Below are 13,052 nucleotides of genomic sequence, written 5' to 3' on the forward strand. Positions count from 1 at the left end.
CTCGCTCAAGCCCCTCCAGCTCGAGGGCGACAACGCCATCCTGACCGGCACCACCGTCCACGTCAGCGAAGACGCCGCCGGCCTGCTGAACAAGACCTTCGGCACCGACGCCGTCAAGCGCGGCCTCCTCGTCGGCACCGCCACCATCACCGCCCAGATCAAGTAACACCTGCCGCACCACCGCAACACGAGCACCACCGCACGACGCGAAGAGTCGCTCCGCCGATCAGGGCGGAGCGGCTCTTCGTCGTTCGCGGTTCCGCCGGCGGTCCTGCTCCTCCCAGTGGCCGAGCCTACGATCGAGCGAATGCCCGCTCCTCGCTCGACCCCCACCGACGACCGACCCGGGCCGGACGACTTCATCCGCGTCCGAGGCGCCCGCGAGAACAACCTGCGTGACGTCGACGTGGACATCCCCCGCGACCGGATCGTCGCGTTCACCGGCGTCTCCGGCTCAGGCAAGTCCTCGCTCGCCTTCGGCACCGTCTTCGCCGAGGCCCAGCGCCGGTTCCTCGAGTCCGTCGCCCCCTACGCGCGGCGGCTGATCGCGCAGGGGTCCACCCCGCACGTCGACTCCATCACCGGACTGCCGCCCGCCGTCGCCCTGCAGCAGCGTCGCGGCGCCCCGAGCTCCCGCTCCACCGTCGGCACCATGACCACGCTGTCGAACTCGATGCGCATGCTCTACTCGCGCGCCGGCACCTACCCGTCCGGCGCCGACCGGCTCGAGTCGGACTCCTTCTCGCCGAACACCGTCGCTGGCGCCTGCCCCCGGTGCCACGGCATCGGGACCGCGCACGAGGTCACCGAAGCATCGGCCGTGCACGATCCGTCGCTGAGCATCCGCGACGGCGCGATCACCGCCTGGCCCGGTGCGTGGCAGGGGAAGAACCTGCGCGACGTCACCGCCGTGCTCGGCTACGACATCGACCGCCCGTGGCGCGAGCTGTCGCGCAAGGACCGCGACTGGCTGCTCTTCACCGAGGAACAGCCCGTCGTGCAGGTGCAGCCGAAGCGTGACCGCGTGGCGAAGCCCTACAAGGGACGCTTCTGGAGCGCGCGCCAGTTCGTGCTGCACACCCTCGCCGACTCGCAGAGCGAGACCCAGCGCAAGAAGGTGCTGCAGTTCGTCGAGTCCGGCCCGTGCGGGCTCTGCGGCGGCACCGGCCTGACCCGAGCGGCACTCGCCGTCACGATCGGCGGCCACTCGATCGCCGAGCTGAACGCCCTGCCGCTGACCGGCCTGGCCGACGTCCTGCGCCCGATCGCGGCGATCACCGACGCGGCAGCGGCGACGTCGCGAGCATCGTCCGGTGAGCACACCGAGGTCGCCGTGGCGATCTCACGCGACCTGCTCACCCGCGTCGAGGTCCTGGTCGGTCTGGGCCTCGGCTACCTCGCGCTCGACCGCGCCACCCCGACGCTCTCCCCCGGCGAGAGCCAGCGGCTGCGGATCGCGACGCAGCTGCGCTCCGGCCTGTTCGGCGTCGTCTACGTGCTCGACGAACCGAGCGCCGGGCTGCACCCCGCCGATGCCGAGTCACTCGTCGACGTCCTCGACGACCTGCGCGCCGGCGGCAACAGCGTCTTCGTCGTCGAGCACGACATGAGCATCGTGCGCCGAGCCGACTGGATCGTCGACGTCGGCCCCCGCGCGGGCACCGGCGGCGGCACCGTCCTGTACAGCGGCCCGGTCGCCGGCCTGGCCGAGGTCGAGGCCTCGGTCACCCGGCGCTTCCTGGAGCCCCGGCAGCCGACCGCCGACCGCGCGGTCCGGACCCCGATCGGCACGCTCGAGCTCCGCGACCTCACCCTGCACAACCTGCGGGGGCTCGACGTCGACCTGCCGCTCGGTGTCCTCACCGCGGTCACCGGAGTGAGCGGCTCCGGCAAGTCGTCGCTCGTCGGCGGCGTCCTGCCCGGGGTCGCCACGTCGCACCCGCTCATCGACCGCGTCGTGCAGGTCGACCAGAAGCCGATCGGCCGGACACCCCGCTCGAACCTCGCCACCTACACCGGCCTGTTCGACGCGGTCCGGGCCGCCTTCGCCCAGACCGACGACGCGAAGGCCCGGGGCTGGACCGCCGGACGGTTCTCGTTCAACGTCGCCGGCGGACGGTGCGAGGTCTGCCAGGGCGAGGGGTCGGTGTCCGTCGAACTCCTCTTCCTGCCGGGCAGCTGGGCTCCGTGCCCCGAGTGCCACGGCTCCCGCTACACGGCCGAGACGCTCGAGGTCCGCTGGAACGGGGCGTCCATCGCCGACGTCCTCGGCATGACCGTCGACGAAGCGGCGCCGTTCCTGGCGTCCCTGCCCGCGGCCGGGCGGGGACTCGAGACCCTCCGCGAGGTCGGCCTCGGCTACCTGCGGCTCGGTCAGCCCGCCCCGGAGCTGTCCGGCGGCGAGGCGCAGCGCATCAAGCTCGCGACCGAGCTGCAGCGCGCGCGGACCGGCCACACCCTGTACCTGCTCGACGAGCCCACCACCGGCCTGCACCCGGCCGACGTCGAGCTGCTGACCGCCCAGCTCGCCCGTCTGACCGACGCCGGCAACACCGTCGTCGTGGTCGAGCACGCGATGGACGTCGTCGCGAGCGCCGACCACGTCATCGACATGGGTCCCTCGGGCGGTGACGACGGCGGCCGGGTCGTCGCCGCCGGTACGCCCGCCGAGGTCGCCGCCTCGACGACCAGCCGGACCGCGCCCTACCTGCGGGACCAGCTCGGAGGCTGAGCGCCCCGAACGCAGAAGTGCCCGCCAGGATCACTCCTGACGGGCACTTCGTGGCTGCCGCTGGTTACCGCTGGACCGCTTCCGGGGCGTCGTCGCGGAAGAAGTCGCTGCCACTGTGCGTGTAGCCGACCTCACCCGTCCGGCGCCACTGCTTGCGGACGCGCTTGAAGGTGGTGATGCGTGCAGGTTCGACGTTGTCGTCGCTCGTGTAGGCGCTCATGGCTGATCTCCCTGTGTGATTGGCCGTGGTTCCTTGGCCCCCCGAAATGGAGGCTAGCGAGAGGCTCCGTGCCGGGTTCGCGAATCGTCCCGGAACGTCCGTGGAACGCAATTCCGGCCCGCGCGCGACGAAGCAGGGACGAACGTGAGGCCCGGATCACCGCCGCCGGACCGGCGGCGGCGAGTCGCGCCTCCAGGCCGGTGCACGGGGCGGACTCAGGAACGCAGGCCGAGCACCAGGTCGTGGACCACGCGCGCTGCGCGCGCCGCGGCGTCGTCCAGGTGCTCGCGGAACTCGGCGCCGTCCGGCGCGCAGAGGTCGCTGATGCACCGGACCGAGACGAACGGCATGTCGTGCACGTGGGCGAACTGCGCGATCGCGGCCGACTCCATGTCGACCGCGGCCACGTCGGGGAACGCGACCCGGAGCGCACGAGCGCGGCCCTCGGTGACGAAGACCTCGCTCGAGCCGATCGTCGCCGACCGCAGGGGCCACGCGATGTCGGCCCCCATCGCGAGCTCGACGAGCCGGGCGTCCGGCGCGTAGCCGGTCGGCATGCCGGGCACCTGGCCCAGGGCGTAGCCGAACGCCGTGGCGTCGGCGTTGAGGTTGACGTACCGGTCGCCGACCACCACGTCACCGATCGCGACACCATGCATGAGCCCACCGGCGGTCCCGACGCTGATGACCGGGATGCCCGGGCCGAAGTCGTGGAAACCGTGGGCGACGGCGGCCGTGGCGTTCGTGAAGCCGATGCCGCTGCGGCGCACGACGACCGTGGCGCCGCCGATGTCGAGCAGCTGGTGCGGGTCGTGCCCACCGACGGGGCCGTCGAGGACGGGGACACCGCCGAAGAGGTCGGCGAAGGCCGAGACCTCTTCGCTCATGGCCGCGATGATGATCGCGACGGGTTGCTGCTGCACTGATCGATCCTCCCACGCCGGGCGCGCGCGGACGTGCAGGCCGGGTCGTCGCAGGTGCTACCGGCGGGGGTCCTGGCGGGCCAGCTCGTCGGCGACGAAGGCGGCGAGCGCGTCGGCGCCGAAGTGGTCGTCGGCGGTGATGGTGACGACGGTGCCGGTGTCGTCGTCGCCCTCGGTCTCGTCGAACAGCAGCATCTGACCGTACGCACCGTGCAGCCGCCAGAGTCGACCGGGGCCACCCCACCCGGCCATCGCGTACCGCTCGTAGCCGATGCCGGTGCCCTCGCGCTCCACCCACTCGGAGTGCATCGCGTCGCACCACAGTGCACTGACGATCCGCTGTCCGTCGACGACCCCGCCGTCGCGGATCAGGCGTCCGACGCGAGCGAGTTCCTCGGTGCGGAGCGACAGCCCCTCGCCCGCGGCGACGAACCCGTTCGGGCAGCGTTGCCACGCGACACCCTGGATGCCGAGCGGCGCGAACAACCGGTCCGCGACGAACGCGCCGACGTCGCCGACCCGGGTCTCGAGCACGCGCATGGCGGCGTAGGTGCTGGCGTTGGCGTACTGGAACACCCGGCCGCGGGACGGTCGCCGCAGGAACTCCGCCGCCAGGTCCGGCCAGTCCGTCAGCTCGGTCGCCGACCACGGCATGTCGATGCCGCTCGTCATGGTGAGCAGGTGCCGGAAGGTGACGTGGTCCACGCCGTCGCCGAGCGCGAGGCCGGGCACGTACCGAGCGATCGGCTCGTCGACGTCGACCAGGCCGTCGTCGGCGGCGATGCCCGTGGCCAGGACGCAGACGCCCTTGGCGGCGGAGTGGACCTCGCGTCGGACGTCGGGGGTCCAGTGGTGCTCGGCGACGTCGTCGGTACCGACCGCACCGGTCCGTGTCCGCACGTGGACGCCGTGCGCGTCGAAGCCGGTGGCGTCGACCTGACGGACGACGGCGTCGAGGATGCTCGCGGCGGTGTGCACACCCCATCTTCTCGCGGTGGGGCGCCTGCGGGGACGGGCAGTCGCCACCGCGTACCGTCCGGCTCGTGTCCGACGAACAGCCCCGCCGCCCCGATCCCACCCGCGTCGGTGACCAGCCCGCGCTCCGGACGGCGTCGGGCTCGAACTGGCTCGTGTGGGGAGCCGTCACGGCCGTGATCGTCGCCGCGGTGATGGTCCTCATGGCGATCCGTGCGCCAGCGATCGGCTGGCCGGCGCTGGTGCTCGTGGCCGTGCTGTTCGCGGTGATGGTCGTGGTCCGCGCCGCCGTGCGGCCGCAACGCACGCGGCTCGTCACGCTGGCCGTGCTCGACCTCGGCATCGTGGTCGTCGGGCTGGTGGCGACCCTCGCGGTGCTGTACTCGACGCCAGCAGCCTGAGCCGATCCGGAGACGCGACCGGAGGACGCGGGAGACGCGACCCGGTGACGGACGGGAGGCCCGGTACCAGCTGGCACCGGGCCTCCTGTCCGACGTTCGGTCACGACCTCCGCCGTTCCTCGTCTCGTGGTGACGGGTGCGTCCTCACCCGCCACCGCGTGCGTCGCCCGGTCGGTCCCGGTCCGGCTGCAGTGCTCGGACCACGGCGACGACGACGAGCGCTGCGACGACGGCCCAGGCGGCGACGGCGACCCAGCGGCTCGCGCTCCCGACCGTCACGAGGACGCCGAGGCCGGTCGTCCGCCCGAAGACCGTGCTGGCGGTCGAGTACATCCCGAGCGGGAAGACGATGCTCCAGAGGGCAGTGACGTACCGCACCGGCAGGCGGAGCACGATGACCTGCCGGATGCCGATGCCGACCAGGAACGGCAGGCACCACGTTCCCCAGGCCCACAGGACGAAGGACGCCCCGCCGACGAAGTGCGCCGCGGCCGGCAGACCGTTCTCGAGCAGGCGAGCGCCGGCGAGCGTCGTGATCGCCGTCGCGCCGGAGACGACCCACGCGGTGGGGGCGACCACGAGGGGTCCTCCCCGCGAGCCGACCATGCGGACGAGGACCACGGCGGCGAGCAGCAGGTACAGCACGAGGCCGACGCCCCAGAGCGCGAGCGCGACGACGTCGAAGTGCAACGTCGAGGTGGTGATCGCGAGCGATTCGGTCCCGACCACCCAGAGGAACCACGCACCGTCGGCGTGCGCGCTCAGCGGCCGCGCGCGGGTCCGGAGGAACAGCCACGGGAGGAGTCCGTAGGTGAGGAGCAGCCAGAGCGGCCCGCCGACCACGAGCGCCACGACCGGAGCAGCGCCGACGCCGAGCGTGGCACCCAGGGTCCCGCAGACGCCGACGGCCGCGAGCAGGGTCCACCACCCGAAGGCGGCATCCGGGTCGACGAGCGTGCCGGTGAACCAGGACGGCTGGTGGACGCCCTGGCGGACCAGGAGGACGACGACCCCGACCAGCAGGGCCGTGGCGACGGTGAACGCGACGACGCCGACGGGACGCAGCCCGGTGGTGGCACAAGCCGTGCCGACGATCCCGGTCGCCATCACCGCAGCAGCGGCGTTCGTGGGGAGGACGGTCCAACGCATCGGCGAGGTCAGATCGGCTGCCGGTACCCGAAGAACTCGTGGTCGTTGTTGTACCCACCGAGCCCACTCCCGACGTCCTCGAACCGCTCGACGAACTCGATGCCCTGCAGCCACTTGACCATCTTGAACCCGAGCTGCAGTTCGTTCCGGAGGCGCAGGGGCGCCCCGTGCGCGAAGTTCAGCCGCTCGCCGTTCATGTCGTACGCGAGCATGACCATCTCCGAGCGCATCTGCTCGATGTCCTGCGCGTCGTAGTACAGGTCTCCGTCGGCCCCTTCAGCGAAGGAGTAGAAGACCACCCACCGTGCCTTCGGGTCGGGACGGACCAGGTCGAGGATCGCCGACATGGGGACGCCGCCCCACTTGGCGACCCCCGACCACCCCTGCATGCAGAAGTGCTGCGTGATCTGTTCGCGGTGCTCCAGACGGTGCAGGTCGTCGAGCGAGAGGGACGCCGGTTCCTCGACGAGCCCGCCGACCGCGAGCCGGTAGTCCCGGAACTCGTCCGACTGCAGGGCGCGGTACTCCTCGCTGTCCGGCGTCCGTCCGTTCGGCCAGAAGAACGGTGAGATGTCGTCCTCGCTGTAGGCCCCCGGCTTCGCGTCGACGTGCTCGAACCACCGTTGGACCGGCCCGAACAACGCCAAGCCGAACCGACGGACGGCTCTCGGGAACCGGTACGTGAACGGCGAACCGCCGACCCACACGACGGCGAGGACGACGGTGGTGGCGAGGAACACCCAGAAGCCCGTCCACGCCTGCGTGTCGTTCCCCGCGTACATGTGGTTGAGGTTCCGCAACGCGCCGGTCATCAGGACCATGCTCACGTGGACCGTGACGAAGGCGACGTACCAGCAGAGGACCAGGAAGTGCAGGGACCGGGCGAACTGGATGCTGAAGACGCGGCTGATCCTCCGGAAGCGCGTGGACAGGGCCGGTGACATCCCGAGCCCGGTCAGGAGTGCGAGCGGGGCGGCGATGAAGACCGTGACGAAGTACGAGAGCAACTGCAGCGCGTTGTAGTTCACCCACCCGTCCTCGACCGGCCAGGAGAGTGAGAGGTACCTGATCGCCGTCGTCAGCGCGTTCGGGAACACGTCCCAGCTGGTCGGGACGATCCGGGCCCACTGTCCGGTGACGACGAGCAGGACGACGAACACGACGCCGTTGACCAGCCAGAGCACGTCGAAACCGAAGTGCCACCAACGAGCCAGCCCGATCGAGTGCCGTCTGCCCGGGAGTCCGACCTGGTCGGGAAGCGTGATCGAATCGCCCTTCGCGGTGTAGTCCGGGTCGTCCGGAACAGGTCGCTGGAAGCGCAGCCACTCGTGGCCCGGCGTCGAGTGTCGGGTCCAGTACAGGCGGGGATGGTCGGCCAGGATGCTCAGTCCTGCTCGCATGATCGAGAACATGAACAGCGCGTTGAGCCAGTGCTGCCACTGGAGCCAGGCGGGGAAGCCCTCCGGTGTGCCGGCCGGCAGACGCGACTCGCCGGGGTAGGTCCGCATGAAGTCCCGGACGGCCGGCACGTCGACGATCTCCCGTGCGACCGCGATGCCGACGACGAGCGCTGCGGCAGCGAGCGGTACCAGCCACAGCAGGTTGAACCACCGGTCACGCCCGAGTCGGAGTCGCGGCGCCACGCCGTACTGCACCGGCAGGCCGCCGGCCCAGTCCGCGCCGACCCGGTCGTGTCGTCGGTCGTCGAGCTGTGCGCGGAAGCGCGGCGACACCTCCGCCAACTGCTCTGCACGCTGCTGCCGCGAAGATCGTCCCTGAGCCCCACTCATGGGCGGACCATACGCTCAGGAGCGGCCGGCGTCCAGGACGAAGGTCCCGTCACGGTGGGCCGGCGGTGCTCGGTGCTCGTCAGGGTCGTTCGCCTCTGTCGTCCGCCGCTGTCGCTCGCCACCATGAGGGACCAACCTGGTCCTGCGCGACCGACACCGCGCCGCGCGGTCCACACGAGAAAGGACTCGACATGTGCACTGCCATCAGGTTCTCGGACGAGAGCGGTCACCTCTTCCTGGCGCGCAACCTCGACTGGTCGACCGGGTACGGCGAGCAGGTGGTCGTCACCCCGACCGGCTTCGTTCCGCGCTCACCGTTCGGCGCCGTCGCCGGCATCCCGCACGCGGTCATCGGCATGGGGATCGTGGAGGACGACACGCCCCTCTACTTCGACTGCGGCAACGACGCCGGGGTCGCTGTCGCCGGCCTCAACTTCCCCGGGTACGCCCACTACCCCACAGTACCCGTCGAGGGTGCGACGAACGTCGCAGCGTTCGAGTTCCCGTTGTGGGTCGCTTCCCGGTTCGCCGACGTCGACGCGGTGGAGGCAGCGCTCGCAGACGTCGTCATCGTCGACCGGCCGATCAACGACGAGTACCCGAGTGCCTTCCTGCACTGGATCATCGGCGACCGCGACCGTGCGATCGTCGTGGAGCAGACCGAGGACGGCCTGCACGTGTTCGACGACGACGTGGACGTCCTCACGAACCAGCCCGGGTTCGCGTGGCACCACGAGAACCTGCGCAACTACCTCAACACCTCGCCCGAGGTCCCGGACGAGCGCGTGCTCGGCCGAGCCCACCTGGTGCCGTTCGGTGCGGGTGCGTCGATGCGTGGGATCCCCGGGGACTACTCGTCGCCGTCGCGGTTCGTGCGCGCGGCGTACGTCCACGGGCACCACCCGGTCAAGGCGGACGAAGCAGAGAACATCAGCCGCGCGTTCCACACCCTCCAGCAGGTGGCGATGGTGGACGGCAGCGCGGAGATGCAGTCGGGTGACTACGAGAAGACCATCTACACCGGACTGTTCTCGTCCCGTTCCACGAGCTACTCGTGGAACTCCTACGACGACATGACGATCCGGACCGCGAGGCTCGCTGACCATGCACCGAGCGGAACCGAACTGGTGGTCGTCGGCTCCGGGCGGGCGTCGTCGGTCTGACACCTGCCGGGGAGGAGCCGCAGCGTGAACCCTGCACGTCCGCGGGCGGTCAGCGCCGGATGAGCACCCCGGCGACGAGTCGGAGCAGCAGGGCGACCACGCCGACCGCCGCGATCGCGACCGAAACGATCGTCGCGATCAGCAGCCGCACGTCGACGGGCACCGCGGTCTCGTCGGCCGGAGGGATGGACGCGTTCACGACGAACACGCACACCGCGGCGATCAGGAACAGCACCCCGATGATCGTCACGGCCCGCAGCGCTGCCGGCACCGGTTCGTGGTCACCCGGCCGAGCCGGACGAGCCCTGGCCCCCTCGGTCTCCCAGTCCGCCAGTTCCGTCATGGTGGTCCCCCTTCGTCGGGACGATCGTAGGGGGCGGACCGCTCCGGCGCCGCTGGTGCGGCCCGAGACGGTCGTGACGCCGGACGGGAGGCGCGTCACTGGCCCGCACCGCGCCTCCAGTCCGGTGCCGGTCGTGACCAGTGCGCGTGACCGGCTACGCGCTGTCGGTCACCGTCGGCTGCGCCTGCCGCAGCCCGGTGACCAGGAGGGTCACGATCGTCCGGACGTTGTAGTCGGGGTCCTGGGGACTCCACGCCACCAGGTCGCCGACGGCCCGGAGCAGCTGGTAGGGCGGGGTCGGTGCGGCCACCTCGCCGGACGCCCGCGCGGCGTCGAGCAGCCGGCCGAGCACGGGCACGAGCTCGTCGACGAACAGCGTGTGCAGCGCCGTGAAGCCGTCGGCGTCGCCCTCCCAGACACGCGCCAGGCCGTGCTTGGTGCTGAGGAAGTCGACGAACTGGTGCACCCAGTGCAGCAGGGCGGCGAACGGTGTCGGCTCGGAGTCGAGCAGCGCCGGCCCCGCGTCGACCAGGGCCTCGATCTGGTGCCGGTAGACGGCGACGACCAGGTCCGAACGGGTCGGGAAGTGCCGGTAGAGCGTGCCCACCCCGACACCGGCGGCGGCGGCGACCTCGCGCACGGGTGCGCCGACGCCCGAGGCCGTGAAGACCGCGGCAGCGGCGTCGAGGATCGTGCGCTCGTTGCGCTCGACGTCGCGACGGCGACGCGGCACGGGGTCGGTCGACGGGGTGCTCATGCGTCGATCATCGCACGACGCAGACGGAATGCGGAACAACGCTCCGCTTCCTCTTGCAATCCGGATCGTTGTTCCGTATCGTTCCGGAACGTCGCTCCGTTTCGGACGACGATCGCTCCGACCACGGGCGACACCGCATCCCGGAAAGGCCCACATGGCACCCACAGCACCTCGACCGCAGGTCATCAGCGTGCGCCCCGTCACGCTTCCCGCACCCTCGCGCGGTCAGGACCTCGAGGTCCGGATCACCGCACCGACGACCGGCACGGACCTGCCCGTCATCGTCTTCGCCCACGGCTTCGGCCAGTCCATGACCGGTGGCGACCCCCTGGTCGACCACTGGACCGCGAACGGCTTCGTCGTCGTCCAGCCGACGTTCCTCGACGCGAAGGCCTACGGGCTGACGCTCGAGAACCCGCGCTACCCGACCATCTGGCAGACGCGCGTCGACGACCTCGAGCGGGTGCTCGACGAGCTCGACCAGATCATCGACGCGGTCCCCGGCCTGAGCGGGCGCGTCGACACCGCGCGCATCGCCGCGGTCGGACACTCGTGGGGCGGACAGTCCGTGGGCATGCTGCTCGGGGCCCGCGTCCTGGACGCCGACGGGCGGCCGGGCGAGGACCGCACCGACCACCGCGTGCGCGCCGGGGTCCTGCTGTCCACCACCGGGATCGCGCGCGGCGACCTCGCGCCGTTCGCGCAGGAGCACTTCGCGTTCATGAGCCCCGACTTCAGCCGGCTGCACACCCCGTCACTGGTCGTCGCCGGCGACCACGACCAGTCTCAGCTCTCGACGCGAGGCCCGGACTGGTTCACCGACGTCTACCACCTGAGCCCCGGCGCGCGGCATCTGGTGACACTCCACGGCGGCGAGCACCTGCTCGGCGGGATCCAGGACTACGAGTCGACCGCCACCACGGACGAGAGCCCCGAGCGTGTGGACCTCGTCCGCCACACCACGACGGCGTTCCTCCGGACCGAGCTCGGCCTCGACCCCGACGCGTGGTCGGCGATCACCGACGCCGTCGGCCCTGACACCGCCGACGCGGCCGGCCCTGCTGCCGCCGTCGGCCACATCGAATCGAAGGAGCACCACTCGTGATCACCGACCAGCACCCCCTACCCAGCGGCTTCACTGCCGCGTCCACCGCCGCCGACGTCCTGGACGGCGTCGACCTGACCGGCCGGAACGTCGTCGTGACCGGCGGACACAGCCGCCTCGGCCGTGAGACCAGCCGCGCCCTCGCGGCGGCCGGCGCCGACGTCACCGTCGCCTCACGTGACGTCGACCGGGCATCCGCAGCAGTCGCCGACATCCCGGGCATCCACGTCGAGGCCCTCGACCTCACCGACCCGTCGTCGGTCGATGCCTTCGCCGCGCGCTGGTCGGCCTCCGGCCGCCCGCTGCACATGCTCGTGAACAGTGCCGCGATGCTCTTCACCCCGGACCGCCGACTCGACGGCCGCGGCAACGAACTGGCGTTCTCGACGACACACCTCGGGCACTTCCAGCTCACGCGGGCGCTCGTGCCCGCCCTCCTGGAAGCCCGTGGTGCGCGGGTCCTGACCGTCACCTCCGGTGCGGCGCGGTTCGGGCAGATCCGGTGGGACGACCTGACGTTCGCGCACGGGTACGACCCGGTCACCGCGTACGGCCAGTCGAAGCGCGCCAACGTCCTGTTCACGGTGGAGCTCGACCGGCGGTACGCCGACCAGGGCATCCGAGCCTTCGCCGCGCACCCGGGCGTCATCATCGGACCCGGCCCGCACGACCAAACGGTGCTCGCGTCGTACCGCGAGCAGGGACTGGTCGACGACCACGGGGTGACCGTCATCGACCCCGAGGTCGGCAAGAAGACCGTCGAGCAGGGCGCAGCGACGCTCGTGTTCGGTGCCGCGAGCCCGCTGCTCGACGGCGTCGGCGGGGTCTACCTGAAGGACAGCGACGTCGCCGTGATCGACGACCGGGTCCTGCCCCTCACCGCGGACCGCATCCCGTCGGACGCGAACTCGGCGATGCTCGACGCCGACGATGCCCGGCGGCTGTGGGAGGTCAGCGAGGGACTCCTGGCCTGATCGCCGTCGGCCGGGGCCTCGTCTGCCCACTGTTCTCGTCGTCCTCGCTACTGTGTGACGGTGCTGACCGTGCGGATCGAGAGCCCCCGGCAAGACGACGTCCTGCACCTGCTGCAGCAGGGTGACGACTACGGACTGAGCCTCTACGCGGCCGAGAACTACCACGCCCTCGACGTCGACGACCTGGACCAGCCCGACGTCACGTTCCTGGTGGCGCGTGAGAAGGGCACCGCCCTCGGCACGGTGGCGCTCGTCGACGCCGGCGACGGCACCGGCGAGGTCAAGCGCATGTTCGTGAGCGACGCCGCGCGTAGGCTCGGCGTGGGGACGCGGCTGCTCGACGCCCTGCACGACCGAGTCCGCGCGATCGGCATCGGGACCGTCCGGCTCGAGACCGGCCTGCCGCAGGCCGCGGCGATCGCGCTGTACCGGAAGGCCGGGTACGCGGACATCCCCCGGTTCGGCCCGTACGTCGACGACCCGACGAGCGTGTGCATGGAGCAGCAGCTCGTCTGATCGGT

At 71.4% G+C, this 13,052-nt stretch carries 13 protein-coding genes; 6 read left to right on the plus strand and 7 right to left on the minus strand.

Annotated elements, in window-relative coordinates; translation table 11 throughout:
* The first annotated feature begins 307 nt into the window (after window positions 1-307).
* Window positions 308-2,731 (plus strand): excinuclease ABC subunit UvrA, encoded by a 2,424-nt coding sequence (locus DEJ35_RS11355; protein WP_110895287.1) that lies wholly within the window; start codon window positions 308-310, stop codon window positions 2,729-2,731.
* 64 nt (window positions 2,732-2,795) lie between these two features.
* Here the strand turns inward: DEJ35_RS11355 and DEJ35_RS17330 are convergent, their stop codons facing one another.
* The 3 genes from DEJ35_RS17330 to DEJ35_RS11365 form a co-directional block, all read right to left on the minus strand.
* Complete coding sequence (locus DEJ35_RS17330; protein ID WP_181419963.1) at window positions 2,796-2,951, minus strand: hypothetical protein; 156 nt, start codon at window positions 2,949-2,951, stop codon at window positions 2,796-2,798.
* 215 nt (window positions 2,952-3,166) lie between these two features.
* Window positions 3,167-3,874, minus strand: coding sequence for a 5'-methylthioadenosine/S-adenosylhomocysteine nucleosidase (mtnN, locus tag DEJ35_RS11360; RefSeq protein ID WP_083404427.1), 708 nt, complete (start codon window positions 3,872-3,874; stop codon window positions 3,167-3,169).
* Window positions 3,875-3,931: 57 nt separating this feature from the next.
* A complete protein-coding gene (locus DEJ35_RS11365; RefSeq protein WP_111192745.1) occupies window positions 3,932-4,852 on the minus strand; it encodes a serine hydrolase in 921 nt (306 codons plus the stop codon).
* A 65-nt stretch (window positions 4,853-4,917) separates the two neighbouring features.
* Here DEJ35_RS11365 and DEJ35_RS11370 point away from each other — a divergent pair, with 65 nt between their 5' ends.
* The gene (locus DEJ35_RS11370; RefSeq protein ID WP_111192746.1) at window positions 4,918-5,250 is read left to right on the plus strand and encodes a hypothetical protein; all 333 of its coding nucleotides are present in this window, start codon (window positions 4,918-4,920) and stop codon (window positions 5,248-5,250) included.
* A gap of 144 nt (window positions 5,251-5,394) precedes the next feature.
* Here the strand turns inward: DEJ35_RS11370 and DEJ35_RS11375 are convergent, their stop codons facing one another.
* Both DEJ35_RS11375 and DEJ35_RS11380 read right to left on the minus strand, forming a co-directional pair.
* Window positions 5,395-6,399 (minus strand): hypothetical protein, encoded by a 1,005-nt coding sequence (locus DEJ35_RS11375; RefSeq protein ID WP_111192747.1) that lies wholly within the window; start codon window positions 6,397-6,399, stop codon window positions 5,395-5,397.
* An 8-nt stretch (window positions 6,400-6,407) separates the two neighbouring features.
* The gene (locus tag DEJ35_RS11380) at window positions 6,408-8,189 is read right to left on the minus strand and encodes a molybdopterin-dependent oxidoreductase (RefSeq protein WP_111192748.1); all 1,782 of its coding nucleotides are present in this window, start codon (window positions 8,187-8,189) and stop codon (window positions 6,408-6,410) included.
* A 191-nt stretch (window positions 8,190-8,380) separates the two neighbouring features.
* On the opposite strand from DEJ35_RS11380, the gene bsh reads away from it, so the two are divergent.
* Window positions 8,381-9,352, plus strand: a complete 972-nt coding sequence (bsh, locus tag DEJ35_RS11385; RefSeq protein ID WP_110858906.1) for a choloylglycine hydrolase — start codon at window positions 8,381-8,383, stop codon at window positions 9,350-9,352.
* A 49-nt stretch (window positions 9,353-9,401) separates the two neighbouring features.
* On the opposite strand, the gene DEJ35_RS11390 is transcribed toward bsh, so the two are convergent.
* Window positions 9,402-9,695 carry a hypothetical protein gene (locus tag DEJ35_RS11390; RefSeq protein ID WP_111091487.1) on the minus strand — a complete coding sequence of 98 codons (294 nt, stop codon included), beginning with the start codon at window positions 9,693-9,695 and terminating at the stop codon, window positions 9,402-9,404.
* Between the two features lie 154 nt (window positions 9,696-9,849).
* A complete protein-coding gene (locus tag DEJ35_RS11395; protein ID WP_110858904.1) occupies window positions 9,850-10,452 on the minus strand; it encodes a TetR/AcrR family transcriptional regulator in 603 nt (200 codons plus the stop codon).
* A gap of 154 nt (window positions 10,453-10,606) precedes the next feature.
* On the opposite strand from DEJ35_RS11395, the gene DEJ35_RS11400 reads away from it, so the two are divergent.
* Genes DEJ35_RS11400 through DEJ35_RS11410 form a run of 3 tightly spaced genes read left to right on the plus strand, consistent with a single transcriptional unit; the run spans window position 10,607 to window position 13,047 of the window.
* Window positions 10,607-11,557, plus strand: coding sequence for a chlorophyllase (locus DEJ35_RS11400; protein ID WP_111192749.1), 951 nt, complete (start codon window positions 10,607-10,609; stop codon window positions 11,555-11,557).
* Window positions 11,554-12,531: an SDR family NAD(P)-dependent oxidoreductase gene (locus DEJ35_RS11405; RefSeq protein WP_111192750.1), complete on the plus strand. Its 978-nt coding sequence runs from the start codon at window positions 11,554-11,556 to the stop codon at window positions 12,529-12,531. Before DEJ35_RS11400 ends, DEJ35_RS11405 begins: the two co-directional genes overlap by 4 nt.
* A gap of 60 nt (window positions 12,532-12,591) precedes the next feature.
* A complete protein-coding gene (locus tag DEJ35_RS11410; RefSeq protein WP_258378468.1) occupies window positions 12,592-13,047 on the plus strand; it encodes a GNAT family N-acetyltransferase in 456 nt (151 codons plus the stop codon).
* Window positions 13,048-13,052 lie beyond the last annotated feature (5 nt).

Origin of the sequence: Curtobacterium sp. MCPF17_051 (assembly GCF_003234595.1) — a bacterium.
Classification (GTDB): domain Bacteria; phylum Actinomycetota; class Actinomycetes; order Actinomycetales; family Microbacteriaceae; genus Curtobacterium; species Curtobacterium flaccumfaciens.

Excerpts from the sequence above, each read along its gene's own strand:
- DEJ35_RS11390 (WP_111091487.1), bottom strand. The coding sequence starts at position 9,695 with ATGACGGAACTGGCGGACTGGGAGACCGAGGGGGCCAGGGCTCGTCCG.
- DEJ35_RS11400 (WP_111192749.1), top strand. The coding sequence starts at position 10,607 with ATGGCACCCACAGCACCTCGACCGCAGGTCATCAGCGTGCGCCCCGTC.
- DEJ35_RS11375 (WP_111192747.1), bottom strand. The coding sequence starts at position 6,399 with ATGCGTTGGACCGTCCTCCCCACGAACGCCGCTGCTGCGGTGATGGCG.
- DEJ35_RS11380 (WP_111192748.1), bottom strand. The coding sequence starts at position 8,189 with ATGAGTGGGGCTCAGGGACGATCTTCGCGGCAGCAGCGTGCAGAGCAG.
- DEJ35_RS11355 (WP_110895287.1), top strand. The coding sequence starts at position 308 with ATGCCCGCTCCTCGCTCGACCCCCACCGACGACCGACCCGGGCCGGAC.
- DEJ35_RS11395 (WP_110858904.1), bottom strand. The coding sequence starts at position 10,452 with ATGAGCACCCCGTCGACCGACCCCGTGCCGCGTCGCCGTCGCGACGTC.
- DEJ35_RS17330 (WP_181419963.1), bottom strand. The coding sequence starts at position 2,951 with ATGAGCGCCTACACGAGCGACGACAACGTCGAACCTGCACGCATCACC.
- bsh (WP_110858906.1), top strand. The coding sequence starts at position 8,381 with ATGTGCACTGCCATCAGGTTCTCGGACGAGAGCGGTCACCTCTTCCTG.